This window comes from Chromobacterium sp. CCUG 30098, assembly GCF_059916605.1.
The window spans coordinates 272419-290534 of record NZ_JAUCGS010000004.1 but is presented as its reverse complement, the minus strand read 5'-3'; the positions used below and the strand labels follow the sequence as shown (position 1 = coordinate 290534).

17 protein-coding genes are annotated in these 18116 nt (G+C 66.6%); 9 read left to right on the top strand and 8 right to left on the bottom strand.

All coding sequences use genetic code 11. The features are described 5' to 3' along the window. The first annotated feature begins 108 nt into the window (after window positions 1-108). The gene (locus QUG03_RS11745; protein WP_488877647.1) at window positions 109-1371 is read left to right on the top strand and encodes a hypothetical protein; all 1263 of its coding nucleotides are present in this window, start codon (window positions 109-111) and stop codon (window positions 1369-1371) included. Window positions 1372-1542: 171 nt separating this feature from the next. Here the strand turns inward: QUG03_RS11745 and QUG03_RS11740 are convergent, their stop codons facing one another. The 4 genes from QUG03_RS11740 to QUG03_RS11725 all read right to left on the bottom strand — a co-directional run bounded on the left by QUG03_RS11740 (window position 1543) and on the right by QUG03_RS11725 (window position 5656). Then, a complete protein-coding gene (locus tag QUG03_RS11740) occupies window positions 1543-2487 on the bottom strand; it encodes an ornithine cyclodeaminase family protein (protein WP_486635488.1) in 945 nt (314 codons plus the stop codon). After that, window positions 2484-3446 (bottom strand): threonine/serine dehydratase, encoded by a 963-nt coding sequence (locus QUG03_RS11735; protein WP_233246696.1) that lies wholly within the window; start codon window positions 3444-3446, stop codon window positions 2484-2486. Before QUG03_RS11735 ends, QUG03_RS11740 begins: the two co-directional genes overlap by 4 nt. Next, window positions 3443-4048 carry a helix-turn-helix transcriptional regulator gene (locus QUG03_RS11730; RefSeq protein WP_486635489.1) on the bottom strand — a complete coding sequence of 202 codons (606 nt, stop codon included), beginning with the start codon at window positions 4046-4048 and terminating at the stop codon, window positions 3443-3445. Before QUG03_RS11730 ends, QUG03_RS11735 begins: the two co-directional genes overlap by 4 nt. Before the next feature lie 168 nt (window positions 4049-4216). Beyond that, a complete protein-coding gene (locus tag QUG03_RS11725; RefSeq protein ID WP_488877646.1) occupies window positions 4217-5656 on the bottom strand; it encodes a PhoPQ-activated protein PqaA family protein in 1440 nt (479 codons plus the stop codon). Window positions 5657-5916: 260 nt separating this feature from the next. Between QUG03_RS11725 and QUG03_RS11720 the strand changes: the two genes are divergently transcribed. The 4 genes from QUG03_RS11720 (at window position 5917) to QUG03_RS11705 (ending at window position 9824) form a co-directional block, all read left to right on the top strand. Further along, complete coding sequence (locus QUG03_RS11720; RefSeq protein WP_488877645.1) at window positions 5917-6918, top strand: substrate-binding domain-containing protein; 1002 nt, start codon at window positions 5917-5919, stop codon at window positions 6916-6918. Beyond that, window positions 6915-7673, top strand: coding sequence for a transporter substrate-binding domain-containing protein (locus QUG03_RS11715; protein ID WP_500820055.1), 759 nt, complete (start codon window positions 6915-6917; stop codon window positions 7671-7673). The genes QUG03_RS11720 and QUG03_RS11715 overlap by 4 nt, the downstream gene beginning before the upstream one ends. A 357-nt stretch (window positions 7674-8030) precedes the next feature. Then, entirely contained in the window at window positions 8031-8558 is a 528-nt protein-coding gene (locus QUG03_RS11710) for a hypothetical protein (RefSeq protein ID WP_486635493.1), read from the top strand. Window positions 8559-8987: 429 nt separating this feature from the next. Then, on the top strand, window positions 8988-9824 hold the full coding sequence (locus QUG03_RS11705; protein ID WP_253315482.1) for a glycoside hydrolase family 16 protein: 837 nt from the start codon (window positions 8988-8990) through the stop codon (window positions 9822-9824). 190 nt (window positions 9825-10014) lie between these two features. On the opposite strand, the gene QUG03_RS11700 is transcribed toward QUG03_RS11705, so the two are convergent. Next, window positions 10015-10644 (bottom strand): LysE family translocator, encoded by a 630-nt coding sequence (locus tag QUG03_RS11700; RefSeq protein WP_500820054.1) that lies wholly within the window; start codon window positions 10642-10644, stop codon window positions 10015-10017. Window positions 10645-10961: 317 nt separating this feature from the next. Continuing rightward, on the bottom strand, window positions 10962-11408 hold the full coding sequence (locus QUG03_RS11695; protein ID WP_500820053.1) for a GNAT family N-acetyltransferase: 447 nt from the start codon (window positions 11406-11408) through the stop codon (window positions 10962-10964). 200 nt (window positions 11409-11608) lie between these two features. On the opposite strand from QUG03_RS11695, the gene QUG03_RS11690 reads away from it, so the two are divergent. The 4 genes from QUG03_RS11690 to QUG03_RS11675 all read left to right on the top strand — a co-directional run bounded on the left by QUG03_RS11690 (window position 11609) and on the right by QUG03_RS11675 (window position 16142). Then, window positions 11609-11923 carry a DnaJ domain-containing protein gene (locus tag QUG03_RS11690; RefSeq protein WP_500820052.1) on the top strand — a complete coding sequence of 105 codons (315 nt, stop codon included), beginning with the start codon at window positions 11609-11611 and terminating at the stop codon, window positions 11921-11923. A gap of 276 nt (window positions 11924-12199) precedes the next feature. Then, the gene (locus QUG03_RS11685) at window positions 12200-13648 is read left to right on the top strand and encodes an alkaline phosphatase (RefSeq protein ID WP_235087671.1); all 1449 of its coding nucleotides are present in this window, start codon (window positions 12200-12202) and stop codon (window positions 13646-13648) included. Between the two features lie 189 nt (window positions 13649-13837). Further along, complete coding sequence (locus QUG03_RS11680; RefSeq protein WP_500820051.1) at window positions 13838-15199, top strand: alkaline phosphatase; 1362 nt, start codon at window positions 13838-13840, stop codon at window positions 15197-15199. Window positions 15200-15470: 271 nt separating this feature from the next. Then, window positions 15471-16142 (top strand): hypothetical protein, encoded by a 672-nt coding sequence (locus tag QUG03_RS11675; RefSeq protein WP_107799783.1) that lies wholly within the window; start codon window positions 15471-15473, stop codon window positions 16140-16142. Between the two features lie 117 nt (window positions 16143-16259). Here QUG03_RS11675 and QUG03_RS11670 read toward each other — a convergent pair whose 3' ends face one another. Both QUG03_RS11670 and tssA read right to left on the bottom strand, forming a co-directional pair. Continuing rightward, window positions 16260-16796, bottom strand: coding sequence for a GNAT family N-acetyltransferase (locus QUG03_RS11670; protein WP_500820050.1), 537 nt, complete (start codon window positions 16794-16796; stop codon window positions 16260-16262). Between the two features lie 204 nt (window positions 16797-17000). Next, on the bottom strand, window positions 17001-18101 hold the full coding sequence (tssA, locus tag QUG03_RS11665; protein ID WP_500820049.1) for a type VI secretion system protein TssA: 1101 nt from the start codon (window positions 18099-18101) through the stop codon (window positions 17001-17003). Window positions 18102-18116 lie beyond the last annotated feature (15 nt).

Sequence of the window (18116 nt, the reverse complement as noted above, 5' to 3'; positions counted from 1 at the left end):
TACTTTTGATAAGGTAGCCGCCGGTCGGCGCGCTAGTTATTCGTACGGAGTGCGATTTTACGCTGGAGAACTACCATGGTAGCCACGCCGCCAATCAGCGAGGCCATCATGAAAAACCTGAAATATCACGGCTTGTGGGCAGGCCTGTTGCTGCTGGACATCGCCGCGCTGTACGGGCTGTCGCTGCTGATGGCGCAGCCTTTTTCCCGCCCGCAGCACGCCAGTCATTTCGCGCTGGGCCTGCTGACCACCGCGCTGGCGGCCGCGCCGATGATCCGCTTCCTGGTCATAGGCTGGGGCGCCCGCTACGAGGAATTCCGCAACCGGCTCAACAACGGCGCGCTGATCTATTATCTGCGCCAGTTCTGGCAGCCGCGCACCGACAAACACCCGCAACTGAACGCCTGGCCGCTGCCGGAAAACGAGGAGGTGGAGGCCGCCGCCGAGCAATTGTTCGAGCAGATCTACCGCGAGCACTACGGCCGCGCCGCCTTTCTCACGCCCATGATGCTGATGCTGATCGCCACCCTGTGCATGAGCGTGCTCTATCTGCTCGCCGTCAACGGGCAGCTGGCCCTGCCCTTCGGCACCCAGATCGTCTGCGCCGCCATCGCCGGCGCCTATCTGTTCGTGGTCAGCGATATGGTGCTGAGCGTGCGCAAGCGCAGCCTCAATGTGGCGGACGTGTACTGGTACGCGCTGCGCATGATGCTGGCCATTCCCATCGGCGCGGCCGTCAGCGCCGCCGGCGACTCCGAAACCGTCTCCGCCGCGCAGACCGTGGCCGCCTTCGCCGTCGGCGCCTTTCCGATGGACTCCCTGTTCAAGCTGCTGCGCCGGCTGGTGGCGCTGAACCTGAACGCCAAGGAACAGCCGCAGGAAAACGACCAACTGATCCAGCTGGAAGGCGTGACCGCCAATATTTCCGCCGCGCTGGCGGCCGAGGGCGTCAACTCGATAGAACAATTGGTGTGCATAGACCCGGTGCTGCTTTCCATCCGCACCGGCTTTCCGTTCAAGTTCGTGTTGCGGCTGGGCTCCCAGGCCATCGTCTGGCGGCACTTCGGCCAACACGCCGCCGCCCTGTCCGCCATGGGGCTGGCGGACGCGCCCGCCATCGTCACCCTCAACGAGATGCTGAAAAAAGAAGCGGGCTCGGCGCTGCGCCAGCAGGCGGACAATGTGGTCGCCGACATCGTCGCCCGCTTGCAGGCCAAGGACGGCGCCGCGCTCTCTGCCGACACCGTCAAATTCAACTTCCGCCAGGTGGGCAAGGAAAACTACACCCGCTTTCTGATGGCGGCGCAAAAACAGGGCGGCTACGCCCGGCCGCCCTTGCGGCCGGTGCACGGTTTCCCGCACGCGGCCTGAGAACCTGTTCAAACTCTGCTGCGTTTCGTGAGACGCCCCACGGTGAACACGGCTTCGAAATGCTCATGTGCCACGAGTACATTCCGCTTTCTCAGCCGTTTTCGCCTTGTCTCGCCTTAGCTCGCGAGATCGTAAACACGTTCTGAGAACCCCTTGACGGTCAAGCGCGTCTCAGGCCTGGGCCTCCAGCACGCATTTGGCGATCTGCGCGTCCTGCACCGCCAGTCCGGTCAGGTCCGCCAGCGTGATCTCGTCCTCGCTTTGCCGGCCCGCCTGCTCGCCGGCCAGCACCCGCCCCAGCTCCGTCAAGCGTTCGCGCTCCAGCAGACCGGCGGCCAGCGCGTGCGACACCTCGCCGTAAGCCGCGCACTGGGCGACGGAGTCCACCACGATGCGGTCCGCGGCGGCCACCCATTCCGTCTCCAGTTCCTGCTTGCCGGCGGCGTCCGCGCCCACCGCGGTGACATGGCTGCCGGGCCGCAGCCAGCCGGCCCGCAGAATGGGCCGGGCGGACGGCGTGCAGGTGACGATCAGCCGGCAGGCGCGCGCCAGCGGCTCCGCGTCCAGCGTGGTCCGCACACGGTAGCCCTCGGCTTCGAACTCGGCGGCGAAAGCCGCCAGCTCGGTCTCCGAACGCCCCCACACCCACGTCTCCCGGCACGGCGTCACCGCCTGCAAGGCGCGCAATTGCAAGCGCGCCTGCAAGCCGGTGCCGACAATGCCTATCGCCTCCACCCGGCGCGGGGCCAAGACCCGCGCCGCCAGCCTGCCGGCCAGCGCGGTGCGCCAGGCGGTGAGCCAGCCCTCGTCCCGCAGCAGCGCCAACGGCGCGCCGGTACGGGCGCAGAAGCACAGCACCAGGCCCTGATTGCTGGGCAGGCCGCGCTTGGGATTGTCGTAGAAACCGGACGACACCTTGACCGCGAACAGGCTCTCGCCCTCCACATAGCCGGATTTCACGCAGCAATCGCCGTTGGCCGCGGCAAAGGCGAAATGCTGCACCGGCGGCAGTTGCGCGCGGCCGGCGGAATAGGCGATGAAACCCTGGCGCAGCAGCGCTTCCGCCCGCTCCAGATCCAGCCGCGCCAGGATTTCATCCTTGTTGAAGGTTTTCATGACACCGCCTTCAAAAACTTATCCAGCACGATGTTGCGGCCGCACAGCACCACCGCCACCTTTTTGCCCTGGTAGCGCGGCGCCTGCCGCAACAGGCCGGCCAGCGCCACGCCCGCCGCGCCCTCCGTCATCCAGCGCTCGCTCTGCGCCAGCAAGCGCAGCGCCGCGCGGATCTCCGCCTCGCTGACCAGCGCGCAGTGGCGGATCAAGGCCTGGCACAGCTCGAAAGTCACCGCGCCCGGCTCCACCCCGCCGGCGGTGCCGTCGGACAGGGTGTCGCCCTCGTCCACCTCGACGATGCGGCCGGCTTGCAGGCTGGCGTGCATAGTGGCCGCCGCCTCCGGCCAGCAGCCCACCAGTTCCGCGCCGGGCGCCAGGCGCCGCAAGGCCGCGCCGATGCCGGAAATCAGGCCGCCGCCGCCCACGGAGACAAAGACCGCGTCCAGCTCCGGGCACTGCTCGGCCAGCTCCATGCCCACCGTGCCCTGGCCGGCCACCACGTCCAGATCGTTGTACGGCGACACAAAGGGCAGACCCGCCCGCCGCGCCGCCTCGCCGGCGCTCAGTTCCGCCTCCAGCGCGCCGCCGTCCACCAGCTTGAGCTCCGCCCCCAGCGCGCGGATGGCGTCCAGCTTCACCGCGGCGGCGGACGCCGGCGCGTACACCGTCACCGGCACTTGCAACAGCCCGCCGGCCAAGGCCACCGCCTGGCCGTGGTTGCCGGTGGACGCGGCGATCACCCCTTCCCGCCGCGCCGCCGGGTCCAGCAGCCGCAGCTTGTTGCTGGCGCCGCGGAATTTGAAGGAGCCGGTGCGCTGCAGATGCTCGCACTTCAGATACACCTCGCAGCCGGTCAGGGCGGACAAGGCCGGGCTGTGCTCCAGCGGCGTGACCCGCGCCTGCGGGCGGATGGCCTGGTGGGCGGCGGCGATGGCGTCGAACAGGGAATCCAGTGTCATGCTTGCTCCTTCAGCTCTTTCAAATGCTTGAAAACCGTGGCGCGGCCCATGCCCAGCACATTGGCCACGTAGTTGGCGGCGTTCTTGCCGCGAAACGCGCCCTCGTGCAGCAGCGCCTCCACCAGCTCGCGCTTGTGCTCGCGGTTGAGAATGGACAGGCTGAGCTGGCGCTGTTGCAGCCAGCCGTGGATGAAACGGTTGATGCGCTCCTGCCAGTCGTCCTCGAACAACAAGGCCGGCTGCGCCACCAGCTTGCTGCCGGACAGGAACAGGTCCAGCGCCGCCCGCGCGCCCTCGAACACCGAGATGTCCAGGTTCACGCACATCATGCCGAGCACGACTCCGGCGTCGTCGCGCAGCACCACGCTGATGGAACGCAGCTTGCGGCCGTCCCAGTTCAGTTTTTCGTAAGGACCGATCACCGTCGCGTCCGGCGTGTTTTCCAGTTCGTCCAGGCCGGAATCGTCGCCCAGCTCGCGCTTGGAGAAATTGTTGGCGATATAGGCCACGGACTGGGTGGCCAGGTCGTGCAGCACCACTTCGGCATAGGGATAGAACAAGGTGGCGATGGCGTCGGCGATGGACTGGTAACGGGACAGCATGGCAGCACTCGCAATTGGATCAATGAATCCAGAGTAGACTTTGAAATCCAAAATGTAAACAAAAAAATCCAGGTTGGACTAAAAAATACAAAACATGAGAAAAATAAAAGCCGGCTCAGCCGGCTTCGAGATCTGGCGCAGGCGGCCAAACCGCCCGCCCAAGCGCGATCAGCGCCCCAGTTGCAAACGCGGCGCGCCAAACGGCACCGGCTCGCCGTTGGGATAGGCGTGCGGCCACACCAAGGGCGGCGTGCTCCAGGCGAAATCCTGGCCCTCGAACTCGATGAAATAAGCCTGCCAGCCCGGCAGCGAAGCGTCCGGCTTGAACTCGAAACGGCAGTTGCCGCGGCGGCACTGGCCTTCAATCGCCTTGGGCTGATAACGGATGCCGGAATTGAAGCGGAAATCCCGGCTCGCGGGGTTATGCGCCAGCCACAGCGTCGCCTTGCCCGCCTCGCGCTCCGCCACGCTGACGCGCAGCCGGCCGCTGGCCGGGTCCGCGTCCACCTGCGCCCGCGGCATCGGCTTGCCGGCCAGCCAGCGGCGCATGAACTGCCGCAAGGCCTTGCCGATCTGATCGCCCTTCACATAGTGCGACTGATTGGGCAGATAGCGCAGCTGGGTGGGGCCGGCGAAGTCCGGCAGATAGCTCCAGGCGGAATCCGGCACCGCGAAGTCGTCGCCGGAAGCGGAAATCATATACTTGCTCAAACGCGCCATCCCGGCGCGGTAATTGACCACGTCCTCGAAGCGCAACAAGGCGTCCAGACCCGGCCCTCCTTGCAGCACATCCTCGGTGATGCCGTTGCGCTGATAATCGCGCAGTGCCGCCGGCCACTGCTGGCCGTAGCTGTTGTAGACATGGGTGAAGTTGACGCGCACGTTCCAGAAATCCGCCACCACCGGCACGATGGCGCTCACCCGCTTATCGTTCAGACCAGCCAGCCAAGCGGCCCAGCCGCGCTTGGACGCGCCGGCCACCACGAAACGCTCGCTGCCCGGCAGGCTGCGCTGCAAGGCGTCCATCGTCGCGCTCACCGCCTGCGTCATCGGCAGATGCAGGGAGCTGAAACGCTCCGCCTGCGGCTGATCCACCGTTTTGCGCCAGGTATAGGCCACCAGCGCGTCCTCGCGGCCGGCCGGCTGCTCGTCCAATTGCAAATCCTGGTTCGGCACGAAATACAGCTCGGCCACCGGCACGCCCAGATCGCGCGCCAGCGCTTCCGCCGGCAAGCGGTCCGGCAGCTTGGGCGGCTGCGCGTGATTGCTGCCGCCGTTGACGTACAGCAGCACTGGCGCGCCCGGCTTGCGCGTCAAGGGCAGGACCAGCTTGTACTGCTGCTCCCACAGCGGCGCATTGCTCCCAATGCCGCTGCCGGCTCCCGGCCATTGCTGCGACACCATCCGGTACATGCGCACCTCCACCCCGTCCTCCACCACCGAGCTGAGCAGCTCGGCCGGCTGCTGACTGGCCTTGGCCTGTTGCAGATAGTCAGCGACCACGGTGGAGACGGGCTGAACCGGCAAGGACTTGGCCGGCGCGACGGCGGGCCATGACAAGCACAACGCGGCGCAGGCGCGCAGCGCGAGGGGGAGAGAAATGTTCATCGGCGGAATGTATTAATTGTTAGAGAGTAGGTGCTAGATTTTGCAGGGATTAGGGTAAACACTCAAGCGCCACTCCACACGTCCCCGCCAAGCGTCCTCTACGGCCATGTTTCCATAACAGCCGCCGCTGCGGCAGCAGCTTGGCCTGCCCCCATCATGACGACGCCCATCGATGACGAGAGTGAGGCCAAACCCCTCAAACGCATGGATAGTCCGCTCCTGCCGCCCTCCCCGCTGTGCTCTATAAAGAAGCCATATCCTTGAGCCTGGCCGCGCGGCCGGGCCTGGCCGCCGGCTTGCCGGCGCATTCATTCGACAGGCGGGGGAGCTCCATGCGGCGGCGCGCGTTTTTACTGGCATCTCTGGGCCTGCTGGCCTGGCCCCGGCTGGCGGCGGCCGCGACGAAGCCCGCGGTGACCCTGGTGCTCAAATCACTGAGAAACCCCTTCTTCAGCGTGATGACGGCCGGCGCGCGCAGGCACCACGCGCAGCACAGCGGCGACTATCAGCTGACGATAGACGGGGTGCAGGGGGAGACCGACCTGGCCGGGCAGATCAAGATCGTTGAGGCCTGCATCGCCCGCCGCGAGCAGATCCTGCTGATCACGCCGGCGGACTCCCGCGCCATCATCCCGGCGCTGATCAAGGCGGTGCAAAGCGGCCTGTTGGTGATCAATCTGGACAACAAGCTGGACGACCGGGCGCTGGCCAGCCACGGCGTCAACATTCCCTTTGTCGGCCCCAGCAATTTCAGCGGCGCGCGCGCGGTGGGTGACTATGTGCTGCGGGCCTTGAAGCCGCGCAGCAAGGCGGCCATCATCGAGGGCCTGCCCGGCTCCATCAACGCCAAGGCGCGCAGCGACGGTTACCGGGAGGCGATAGCCAGCGCCAATATGACGCTGGCCGCCCTCGCCTGGGGCGATTGGGAGCGGGACGCCGGGCGGGCGGCGGCGCTGAAGCTGATGAAACAGACGCCGGACCTGGCCGCGCTCTTGTGCGGCAACGACAATATGGCGATTGGCGCGGCGCAGGCGGTGACGGAATTGAAGCGGGACGGCAAGGTCTTGATCGGCGGCTACGACAATATCCCGGAGATGGCCGCGCTGCTGGCGTCCAAGCGCATTTACGCCACCGCGGACCAGCACCCGGCCTTGCAGGCGGAGTACGCCATCCGCCTGGGGCTGGAATCCTTCAATAAGCGGCTGACGCAAAGCGAGATGCAGAGCATTGTGCGCACGCCGGTGGACCTGGTGAAGTCTTGAGCCCGCCGCCCGCGTTCAGACGGCTGGCGGCGGCGCTGGCCGGCGCCGCCTGCCTGGCTCAGGCCCAGCCGCTGCTGACCGTGGTGGCGGACGCGCATCCGCCCTATCTGACGCCGGCCCGAGACGGCCTCGGCGGCCCCTACGCCGACGCTTTCCGCTACCTGACGGCCAAGGCTGGGCTGGAGGTGGCGCTGAAAGGCGTGCCGGCCAAGCGCGCGTATTTCCTGGCCGCCGCGGAGAAGAACACCTGCGCGCTGGATGTGAACTTCGACCAGGGCAAGGCGGAAACCGTCAGCTATGTGGCCGCCATCTCGCCGGTGGTCTTGCAGGCCTACGTGGCCCGCGGCAACGCGGCGCCGTTCAAGAATCTGCGCGATATGCAGGGCATGACCCTGGGCACGGTGGACATTGCGGAAGCGCGCGATCTGCTCAGTTCCGCCCAGCTGAGCTACATCCCCATCGCCAAACCGGCGCTGGGTTTCAAAATGCTGGCGGCCAAGCGGCTGGAGGTCTTCGTCAGCGACACCCCGCCCGCGCCGGAGGACGGACCGCCGCCGCGCAAGGCGCTGGCGCTGACGCCGGCCGAGCGCTGGCTGATCTGCCATCCGGACACGCCGCCGACGATTCTGGCCAAGCTCAGGCAGGCTTTGCGCGCCGGCTTGTTCGCCAAGGAAACGGCCTTCATCTGGGACAAATACCGGCTGCACGGCTTGTTCCTGGAAACCCAGGCCGCCTGGGAGCGGAGCCGCCAGTAGGACGCCCTTCCCGGCAAGCCGGGCCGAGGCGGGGCCTTGCGGTTGAGACGGCGGCTTGGCGCATGGCCGGCCTCAGCCGCAGCCGCCCCGGAATATCGCCCAAGCGCTCCTCTCTCTCACCGCCCCGCGCGGAAGTCGTTCTCAAGGCCGCGCCGCCGACGCCGGAGGCCTCCTCGGCCAGGCTTCGGCGCACGGCGCTCGCCCGCCACCTGTCCCAAAGCGCAGGCATCATTAATGCCTTTTGCATTAATCTTCAACGATAAATCGCGTCATGCCCTGTTGGCGCAATAACTTACAGCCGCCCGCTTTTTAAAAACCCCATCTGGCCTGCGCGCCCGACGTTTTCAGGATTCCCTCATGTCCAATCGCCTCCTCCCAATCTGTTCCGGCGCCGCGCTGACGGCGCTGACCCTATGCCTGTTGTCCGCTGCGCCGGTTCAGGCGGCGGATTGCCGCGTCACCCCGGATGTGAACGCCAGCGTCAAATCCATGGCGGACAACACCGCGATGGAAGGCCATGTCAGCATCCATATCCACGGCCAGCCCACCCAGGCGGGCAAATCGCAGTTCGACAGCTGGGACCAGTTCAAGGCCGCCTTCACCACCTGGCAGGGTTATCCCGGGCCCAAAGGCCCCAAACCGGCCATATGCGGCACCCGGGCGGCGGAGTCCGATTGCGTGCCGGAGGGCACCCTCTATCCCAAGGGCTGGCCCGGCGCGCTGCCCAGCACTTGCAAGGAGGTGAACGCGGCCGGAGTCTGCACCCTGTCCACCCCGTTTCCCGCAGGGCAGCCCATTTTCCTGTCATTCCGCTACGCCAAGAACAGCAAGGGCAAGTGGATCCTGAATACCGCCTATCCCAGCCTGAACTCGAATTGCTCCTAAGAACCTGTTCACGATCTACTGCGCTGCGGCGATACCGCGTTAAAAACAAGCTCAAAATGCTCATGTACCACGTGTACATTCCGCTTTTTCGCTCGTTTTTGCCTTGTCTCGCTCTTGCTCGCGAGATCGTGAACAGGCTCTAAGACCCGCTAACAAAACCCCTGATCCCGCGTTGCGCCTCCTTGTCGTACCACTTGTACTGCCTGCGTCGGCGCGCCTTGGCTCAGGTTCTCTGCGAGCTTTTGTTAGCGGCTCTAAGCAGCGGTTCAATGTCTGCCGCGCTTCAGCGATACGGCGTTGAACAGGCTCTAAGCCGCGGGTCTGGCCGCGCTTGGTAAAACTGCCAAGCGCGGCCGCGCTGCGCCGCTCTCGCTTCCGGCTATGCTGGACGCTCGACAAACTCGCGCGAGATGAGCGATGAAAAGCAAGATGGCGGCAGCCGCCGCGATTACGGCGCTGCTGAGCGGCGGCGCAGCCGCGGCCAATTGGCAATTGGCGTGGCAGGACGAATTCAACGGCGCGGCGCTGGACGGCGCCAAATGGCGGCTGGAATCCGGCCCCGGCCCGTGGGGCCTGCATGAGCTGCAGTACTACACCGCCGGGGACAATGTGGCCGTGCGCGACGGCGCGCTGCATATCGCCGCGCGGCGGCAGGCTTACGGCGGCCGCGACTATACCTCGGCGCGCCTGCGCAGCCAGGCCGCCTGGCGCTACGGCCGGATCGAGGCGCGCATCAAGCTGCCTTACGGCCAGGGCATGTTTCCGGCGTTCTGGATGCTGAACCAGCGCTGGGATCAGCCCGCGCATTACGGCGAGATCGACATCCTGGAAATGGTGGGCAGCGAGGCCGGCGCGGAAAACGCCACCGTCTGGGGCAGCGCGCACCGGCCCAAGCCCGGCGCGCCGGCCGGGACGGTGCAAACGGCGTCGGCCTCCTATGTCACGCCGGATCTGGGCTGGTTCAACGACCGTTTCCACGATTTCGCCGTGGAGTGGTCGCCGGCGGCGATCCGCTACTTCGTCGATGGCCAGCTCTATCAGACCGTGACCATGAAAACCGACGGCGGCGACGGCTGGAGCGCCTTGCAAGAACCGGCCTTCATCGTGCTGAATCTGGCGGTGGGCGGGGATTGGGCCGGCGCGCCGGACGCGTCCACGCGCTGGCCGCAGGAGATGGTGGTGGACTATGTGCGGGTGTACCGGGACGCCGCCGAACCCGCCGCGCGCCGTCGGGCGCCGGCGTCGGCCGCCTCGCCGCTGCGTTGAGCCGTCATCCCGCTGTCACGGGCGGCGGATATATTGGCCGGAGGGTTCAGGAACAAGTCCTCCCCTCCTTTGTATCTATCGATGTCCTCTTGCCGCCCCCAGGGGCGGCTTTTTGTCGCGCCCGGCGATAGGCCCACATAAAAAAACCCGCCGGATTCGGCGGGTTTTCCGTGGCGGCAAAGCGGCGCGCTCAGCTCATATCGCTGCGGCGGTACAGGCTGAGGCCGATGGCCAGCACCGCCAGCATGCCGGCGCAGCTGCGGTTGATCCAACCCATCACGCGGGCGGAGAAGGTGCGCATCGCGTGGCGGCCGCCGTAGGCGTAGATGAACATCATCACGCAGTCCACGCTGGCGGTGACCACGGCCAGAATCATGTATTGCGGCACCGCCGGCTGGTCCTGGCGGATGAACTGCGGCAGGAAGGCGGTGAAGAACAGCAGGCCCTTGGGATTGGACAGGCCCACCACCAGGGAACGCAAAAACGTGCCGCGGCCGCTGGCCTCGCCGCTCTGGGCGCTGGCGGCCAGCGCCTGGGTGGGCGCGCGCCACATCATCCAGGCCAGGTAGACCAGATAGGCGGCGCCGCCCCATTTGACGATGGAAAACAGTTGTTCCGACGCTTGCAGCAAGGCGCCCAGGCCGAAGCCCACGGCGGCGATCAGCAGCAGATCGGACAGCACCGCGCCGGCGAAACCGTAGCTGGCGATGCGCATACCGTGGCTGGCGCCGTTGTTGAGCGCCAGCAGCATGGACGGACCGGGGGTGATCATCACGGCGCTGACGGCGACGATGTACAGCAATAAGGTGGCGAAACTCATTCAAAACTCCAGGACGGCTATCATCTATGACTTGGCGCGGCCACCCGGAAACAGTCGACGACGACGGCGCGCGAAACGCGGCGTCTTGGCATGAAGCAGGGAACTGGGTAATGCGGACAGGGGCGGCAAACAACGCAGAGCCGGCATCATAATATAAAAGCCGGCGCGGCTGTAGTGGCATATTGGCTTATGCTTATGCGCTTAAAGAAGAAGCGCTCCCTCTTTACCTGCCCGCCACGCGCCTTCGGACGCCCGGGAACGCGCGTATCCGGCACGCCCCCGGCCTCTTCAGACTCGTTGCCGGAGGCGCGCCTCGCTCAGCCCTCGCGCCGCTTTTCGTACAACAGGTCCCCGCCCTCGGCCGGGCCGGCCTGCCGCCAGCCCTGACGCTGATAAAAACCGTTGGCGCGGATGGCCTCGTCGCCGTCGGTCGTCAGCCGGATCACCGAGTGACGCTGAAACAGCGCGGCCTCGGCCTGGCTCAGCAGTTGCCGGCCCAGGCCCAGGCCCTCGAACGCCGGCTTGATGAACAAGGCGAACACTTCGCCGGCGTCCAGGTCCGCCATGGCGAAGCCGGCCGGCTGGCCGTCCTGTTCCGCGATCCAGGCGCAGGGCGCGGCGGCGATGGTTTCGGCGATGGTCTCGGGCGTGATGCCCAGGTCGGCCAGTTGCTCGATGGAAAGATGGTTTTGCCGGACGCTGGTGCGGATGTCGAACAGCGCGGCGATGTCGGCGCGGACGGCCGGACGGATGGTGGAACTCATATGCTTCCTTGCGGGCCGCCGCCTCCCCGGATCGGCAGGCGGCTCTAAATTAAAGAACATAACCGGGCCGGGTGGGACCGCCCGCCGGCGGCATAGTTCACCCACCACGGCCCCGCGCCGGGAACCAGCGTCCGGCCAGCCGCTCCATATTGCTATTCCGTCCGCAAGCGCGGGCGGCCCTCTGCCAAGGAACCGTGTCGATGCGATTGATTGCGCTGCTGTTGTTTGCCCTGCTGGCCTACTGGCTGATCCGCCGGGCGCTGAGCCCGACGCGGCCGGACGCCCCGCCGTCCGGCGCCGTCTCCGAGACCGAGCGCGCCTGCCAGGTGCTGCAAGTCGCCTGGCCCTGCTCCGCGGAAGAACTGAAAGCCGCTTACCGGGCGCGGATGGCGGAATACCATCCGGACAAGGTCAGCGCTCTGGGCCTGGAACTGCGCGAACTGGCGGAACGCAAGAGCAAGGAGATCAACGCCGCCTATCAGCGGCTGCTGCCGCTGTGCGCCGACCGGCGCTAAGAACCTGTTTACGATCTCGCGAGCTAAAGCGAGACAAGGCGAAAACGGCTGAGAAAGCGGAATGTACAAATGCTACATGAGCATTTCGAAGGTGTGCTCACCGTGTAAGGCTCCACGACGCGCAGCAGATCGTAAACAGGTTCTAAGCGCGCCCCGCCAACGCCGGCCCCGGCCCGCCGGTTGACCCCGCAACAAAATCTTCATCAAACCCTCTCCTGGCCGAAACATGCGCCCACTATGCTGTGCCGGTTTTTTTCATGCCCGGAACATAACATCATGCGCATCCTCAGCCTGACCCTGGCCGTGACGGCCGCCATCGGCCTGGCCGCCTGCGGCAGCAGCGGCGGCACCGCCAGCGGCTCCGCCAACAACAACCAGGGCCTCCGTCCCGCCGCCAAGAACGTGATCTTCTTCCTGGGCGACGGCATGGGCATCAACACCACCACCGCCGCCCGCATCTACTCCGTGGGCGAAGACGGCGAGCTGACCATGGACACGCTGCCGGAGAGCGGCTTTGTCAAAACCTTCTCCAACGACGCCCAGGTCACCGACAGCGCGCCGTCCATGTCCGCCTACATGACCGGCGTGAAGATGAACAACGAAGTCATCTCCATGTCCACCGACACCCAGGCCAAATCCCCCACCGCGGACTTCACCTCCAACTGCGGCAGCGGCAACGGCCAGCCGGTCAGCACCCTGCTGGAGCTGGCCAAGGCCGGCGGCAAGGCCACCGGCGTGGTCACCACCACCCGCGTCACCCACGCCACCCCGGCGGCCACTTACTCCCACGTCTGCCACCGCGACGCCGAATCCGACATCGCCGCCCAATTGGTGCCGGGCGGCGCGCTCTTCAACGCCAAGCTGCAAGACGGCGTGGACGTGGTGTTTGGCGGCGGCCGCCAGTTCTTCCTGCCCAAGGCCGCCGGCGGCAAGCGCGCCGACGGCCGCGATCTGGTGGCGGAGCTCAAAGCCAAGGGCTACGGCTACGCCGCGGACAAAACCGGCTTCAACGCGCTGGACCCGGCCAAGACCACCCGCGCCGTGGGCCTGTTCACCAGCAGCCACATGAGCTACGACCTGGACCGCGACGCCTCCAAGGAACCCAGCCTGGCTGAGATGACCGCCAAGGCCATCTCCATGCTGGCGGACCGCAAGGACAAGCAAGGCTTCTTCCTGATGGTGGAAGGCGGCCGCATCGACCACGCGCTGCATGAAACCACCGCCAAGAAAGCGCTGCAGGACACCGTGGCCTTCGATCAGGCGATCAAGACCGCCATCGACGCGATGAAACAGCGCGATCCGGACCTGAAAAACACCCTGATCGTGGTGACCGCGGATCACGACCACACCCTGGTGCTCAACGGCTACGCCCAGCGCACCGGCAAGACCACGGCCGGCAACCCCGGCGTGCTGGGCCTGGTGAAGAACTACAGCAACGGCAGCCTGGCCACCGACGCCGACGGCATGCCCTATTCCATCATCGGCTTCGGCAACGGCGAAAACCGCGTCAACGGCAACCGCAACGCCGCCGCCGCGCTGACCGACGCCGTGGTCTCCGCCAACGACTACCACCAGGAAGCGGCGGTGCGCATGCCGGCCGGCGGCGAAACCCACGGCGGCACCGATGTCTACATCGGCGCCATCGGCCAGGGTTCGGACGCCTTCCACGGCTTCCTGGAAAACATCGACGTGTTTGGCCTGGTGAAGAAAGCGGCCGCGCTCTGAGAACCTGTTTACGATCTCGCGAGCAAGGGCGAGACAAGGCGAAAACGGCTGAAAAAGCGGAGTGTACACACGGTACACGAGCATTTTGAAGACATTTTCAACGCCGTATCGCTGACGCGCAGCAGACCGTAAACAGGTTCTGAGCCGCCGCCCCCCAAACGCTACACAAACCCATACAAGAGAACCGCAATGAAACCGATGATGAAACCGCTGCTCAGCGTCGCCGCGCTGGCCGCCGCCCTGCACGCGCTGCCGGCCCAGGCCGCGGGCGAAGCCAAGAACGTGATCTTCTTCCTGGGCGACGGCATGGGCCCCACCACCGTCACCGCCTCGCGCATCTACAAATACGGCGAAGCCGGCAAGCTGAACATGGAACAGCTGTCCCGCACCGCCCGCGTCAAGACCTTCTCCAACGACGCGCAAACCACCGACAGCGCGCCGTCCATGTCCGCCTATATGACCGGCGTGAAGATGAACAACGAAGTCATCTCCATGTCCGCCGACACCCGCGCCATCGACCCCAATAGCAACGGCACCGGCAACTGCGGCAGCGGCAACGGCCAGCCGGCGACCACCCTGCTGGAACTGGCCAAGGCCAAGGGCAAGGCCATCGGCGCGGTGACCACCACCCGCGTCACCCACGCCACCCCGGCCGCCACTTATTCTCACGTCTGCCACCGCGACGCCGAATCCGACATCGCCGCCCAGGCGGCGCCGGGCGGCGCCGGCTACAACGCCAAGCTGGGCGCCGGCCTGGACGTGCTGATGGGCGGCGGCAGCAAATTCTTCCTGCCCACCGCCTCCGGCGGCAAGCGCCCGGACGGCCGCAATCTGCTGACCGAAATGCAGGCCAAGGGCTACACCCTGGTGAGCAGCGGCAGCGAGCTGGCCGCCTTCAACCCGCAGTCCGGCAACAAACTGCTGGGCATCTTCAACAAGGACCATATGGACTATGAGCTGGACCGGGTGAAGAACAGCCTGAACCAGCCCAGCCTGGCCGACATGACCGCCAAGGCCATCGACACCCTGGCCCGCAACGGCAACGGCTATGTGCTGATGGTGGAAGGCGGCCGCATCGACCACGCGCTGCACGGCACCAACGCCAAGCGCGCGCTGGAAGACACCATCGCCTTCGACAACGCCATCAAGACCGCGCTGGCCAAGGTGGACCTGAACAACACCCTGATCGTGGTCACCGCGGACCATGACCACACCATGACCATCAACGGCTACGCCAAGCGCGGCAACCCCATCCACGACATCGTGCGCGGCTACGCCGACGGCAAGGAATCCAAGGACGCGGACGGCGCCACTTACACCGCGCTGGTGTTCGGCAACGGCCCCAACCGCAAGGCCAGCCGCGTGTCGGTGGACTCCGCCACCGCGATGGGCGACGACTACCAGCAGGAAACCGGCATCCGCCTGTCCAGCGAAACCCACGGCGGCGGCGACGTGATGCTGATGTCCGGCGGCGCCGGCTCCAAGGGCTTCAAGGGCGTGATGGACAACACCAAGGTGTTCGGCCTGGTGAAAAACGCACTGGGCCTCTAAGAACGTGTTTACGATCTCGCGAGCTAAGGCGAGACAAGGCGAAAACGGCTGAGAAAGCGGAATGTACTCGTGGTACATGAGCATTTCGAAGCGGGCACTCATCGCACAATGTCTCTACCGACACGCAGTAGATCGTAAACAGGCTCTAAGCCCCCGCCCCCGCGACGAGCTCCGCGCCGGCGCCGCTCCAGGCCCGGCGCGGCCGTCCCGGATGCCCCCCATTCGGCTTGCCCACGGGCAAGCCTACTTTTACGCATGAAGAAAGACCGCGATGAAAATCCTGCTGCCGCTGGCCCTGCTGGCCCTGTCCCCGGCGCTGCGCGCCGCCGCGCCGGATCTGGTGGCCACCATCCGCTACGAAACCGTCACCATCGGCAAGGACGGCGTGGAAAAAACCATACGCTATCGGGAAAAACTGACCCGCCAGGGCAAGCACGTCTGGCGCGAACGGCTGAACGCCCCCGCCGACGACCACGATCACGACGACGGCCACGGCCATGAGGACGGTCACGACCACATCGACTACGCCGCCGCCAGCCGCCACGTCTGGCTGGACGCCAAAGGCCAGCCACGGCTGGAGTTCGCCCTGCCGCAACAGCGGCTGCTGGTGCAGGTGGGGCAGCGCGAATGGAGCGACGTGGGCTTCGACGGCTCCTGGATCCTGGCCAGCCAGCTGGTGGACATTGAAAAACTGAAAGGCTTCACCGTCAGCCCCGGCGCGGACGGCAGCCGCTGGTATCGCAAAACCGCCAAGGGCCACAGCAAGCAATTGCAATGGAGCGCGCGCTGGGCGATGCCGCTGCGGGTGGAATCGCGTTCGCAGGACGGCCGCCATCGCGAAAGCATGCGCGTGGAGATCCGCCCGCTGGCCGCCGGCCAGCCGCTGCCCTGGGCGCAAACCGGGCGGCTGCGCGGCAAGGACTATATGGACACGCTGGACTGAGCCCTTGCCCGCGCCGTCCTTCCGGGCCAGGCATCCTGGCCTTGGAGTCCGTTCGCGGTCCGCTGCGCGCGGCGCAGCGCGCCATGCGAGCAAGCCGCTTTCCCAAGCGGCCTCGCCCTAGCTCGCGGGAGCGTGAACGCGCTCCAGCAGCTGGCAGGGCCAGCCGTCCACATCGAATGCGGCGATGCGTTCATAACCGCAGGACTCGTAAAAACGCGCCAGGGCCCCCGTGCCCCCGCCATAGCAATCCACGCGCAAGCGCTTGACGCCGGCCAGCCTCGCCTGTTCGTCCGCGAAAGCCATCAAACGCCGGCCGACGCCCCGCGCGCCGGAGCGGCGGGAGGCGACCAGCAAGCGCACGTAGATTTCGGGCTCCGTCGCGGCCGGCGCATAGGGCATGGCCTCCCCCAGCACCAGGGCGGCCAACACGGCGCCGCCTTCCTCCTCCGCCACCCACGCTCCCGGCAGCGAGCACGCCTCGACCACCCGCTCCACTTGTCGCGGCTGGCTTGACCACGGCTCGCTTCCCCATTGCTCCGCGTTGCCCATGGCGACGAACCAGGCGATGATTTCATCGAAAATTTTCAATACCGCGGGCGCGTCGGCCGCGCTCGCGCGGCGGAAGATCAGCCCGTTCCACTCCACATTCGCCATCTGGCCGTCCTTCACTGAATGCCCGTCAAGCGGGAGGCGGCTTCTCCGCCTCAAGCCCTTTTTTAAACGCCTGCTCAAAGCCTCGCGCACAAGGGCGAGACAAGGCGAAAACAAGCGGAAAAGCGAAGTGTACAAGAGGCAATGAGCATGTTGAGCTTGTTCTCAACGCCGTATCGCCGACGCGCAGCAGATCGTAAACAGGTTCTAAGGCAACACCCCCAGCAGGGACCACAGCCGCCGCGCCTCGGCGTCGCTGTCTATCAGCTCCGCCAGCAGCTCCCGCAAAGGCTTCTCCCCCCACTCCACCGCGCGGTAGATCAGATAGGGCACCGGGCTGTGCGGCTCGGTGCGCGCCAGATAATCGGCGATGCCGCGCAACTGGCGGTAAGCGTCCTCCCGCCCCTGCGGCTCGCGCTGGGCGAAAACGGGCGCGGACGCCGGCGGCGGCGCGCCGTGGCCGGCTTCGGCCAGGGCCGGCGGCGCGGCGGTTTCGGCCTGGTCGACGGCGGCGGCTTCCGGCTCCGGCGGCGGGCCGGGATGCAGGACGGCCAGCTCCTGCAAGGCTTGCGCCGCCTGCTCCAGCGTCTGGCTCAAGGGCGCGTAGGACGGCGCGTCCGCGCCCATGCGTTCGTCGCACCAGCTCTGCAGCCGCGCCAGCCATTGCCGGCTGCGCGCCAGCGCGCCGCGGCTCTCCTCCAGCGCGGCCGGCGGCAGCGCGCGCACCCAGTCGTTCAGCTTCTGCTGCTCGTGGCGCGCCTGTTCGCGCTCCAGCTTGCCCTCGTCGCCGCCGGCCAGCAGCCGGCGGTTGAGGTCCTGCCACTGCCACAGGGTCAGCGGCTGCCGCTCCTGCGGCGGCGGCGTGTTCAGCAAGGGCACCTGGGCCGCCAGCGTGGCGGCGTAGGTTTTGGCCAGCCATTCCAGCGGGCCGGTGCGAAAACTCAGATCGTCTTGCTGCGGCAAGGGGTGCAGGCTATCCCAGTACTGCTCGCAGCACTGCGCGCTCAACGCCAGCGCCGCTTCCAGGCCGGGCAGGCCCAGCAGGTGCAGCCAGGATTCCCCCAGCCAGCCGGCCACCATCAAATCCTTGCTGCGCTCGGCCAGCAGCGCGGAGGCGAGGCGCTCCACGCCGGACCAGTCCGCGCGCTTCAAATCGCTTTCCCAGATGCCGGCGGGCAGGCTGGGGTCGTCCTCGCGCCGCAGTTCGCGCAGTTGGTCGTATTCCGGCGCGTAGCGCAGCGGCTCGCCGCCGGGATTGTCCGCGGCGATGGGTTGCAACAGGGTTTCCAGACGCGACATGGCGCTCATGGCCGTTTCCTCAAG

Excerpts from the sequence above, each read along its gene's own strand:
- QUG03_RS11745 (WP_488877647.1), top strand. The coding sequence starts at position 109 with ATGAAAAACCTGAAATATCACGGCTTGTGGGCAGGCCTGTTGCTGCTG.
- QUG03_RS11680 (WP_500820051.1), top strand. The coding sequence starts at position 13,838 with ATGAAACCGATGATGAAACCGCTGCTCAGCGTCGCCGCGCTGGCCGCC.
- QUG03_RS11685 (WP_235087671.1), top strand. The coding sequence starts at position 12,200 with ATGCGCATCCTCAGCCTGACCCTGGCCGTGACGGCCGCCATCGGCCTG.
- tssA (WP_500820049.1), bottom strand. The coding sequence starts at position 18,101 with ATGAGCGCCATGTCGCGTCTGGAAACCCTGTTGCAACCCATCGCCGCG.
- QUG03_RS11675 (WP_107799783.1), top strand. The coding sequence starts at position 15,471 with ATGAAAATCCTGCTGCCGCTGGCCCTGCTGGCCCTGTCCCCGGCGCTG.
- QUG03_RS11740 (WP_486635488.1), bottom strand. The coding sequence starts at position 2,487 with ATGAAAACCTTCAACAAGGATGAAATCCTGGCGCGGCTGGATCTGGAG.
- QUG03_RS11735 (WP_233246696.1), bottom strand. The coding sequence starts at position 3,446 with ATGACACTGGATTCCCTGTTCGACGCCATCGCCGCCGCCCACCAGGCC.
- QUG03_RS11670 (WP_500820050.1), bottom strand. The coding sequence starts at position 16,796 with ATGGCGAATGTGGAGTGGAACGGGCTGATCTTCCGCCGCGCGAGCGCG.
- QUG03_RS11700 (WP_500820054.1), bottom strand. The coding sequence starts at position 10,644 with ATGAGTTTCGCCACCTTATTGCTGTACATCGTCGCCGTCAGCGCCGTG.
- QUG03_RS11695 (WP_500820053.1), bottom strand. The coding sequence starts at position 11,408 with ATGAGTTCCACCATCCGTCCGGCCGTCCGCGCCGACATCGCCGCGCTG.
- QUG03_RS11710 (WP_486635493.1), top strand. The coding sequence starts at position 8,031 with ATGTCCAATCGCCTCCTCCCAATCTGTTCCGGCGCCGCGCTGACGGCG.
- QUG03_RS11725 (WP_488877646.1), bottom strand. The coding sequence starts at position 5,656 with ATGAACATTTCTCTCCCCCTCGCGCTGCGCGCCTGCGCCGCGTTGTGC.
- QUG03_RS11690 (WP_500820052.1), top strand. The coding sequence starts at position 11,609 with ATGCGATTGATTGCGCTGCTGTTGTTTGCCCTGCTGGCCTACTGGCTG.
- QUG03_RS11730 (WP_486635489.1), bottom strand. The coding sequence starts at position 4,048 with ATGCTGTCCCGTTACCAGTCCATCGCCGACGCCATCGCCACCTTGTTC.
- QUG03_RS11705 (WP_253315482.1), top strand. The coding sequence starts at position 8,988 with ATGGCGGCAGCCGCCGCGATTACGGCGCTGCTGAGCGGCGGCGCAGCC.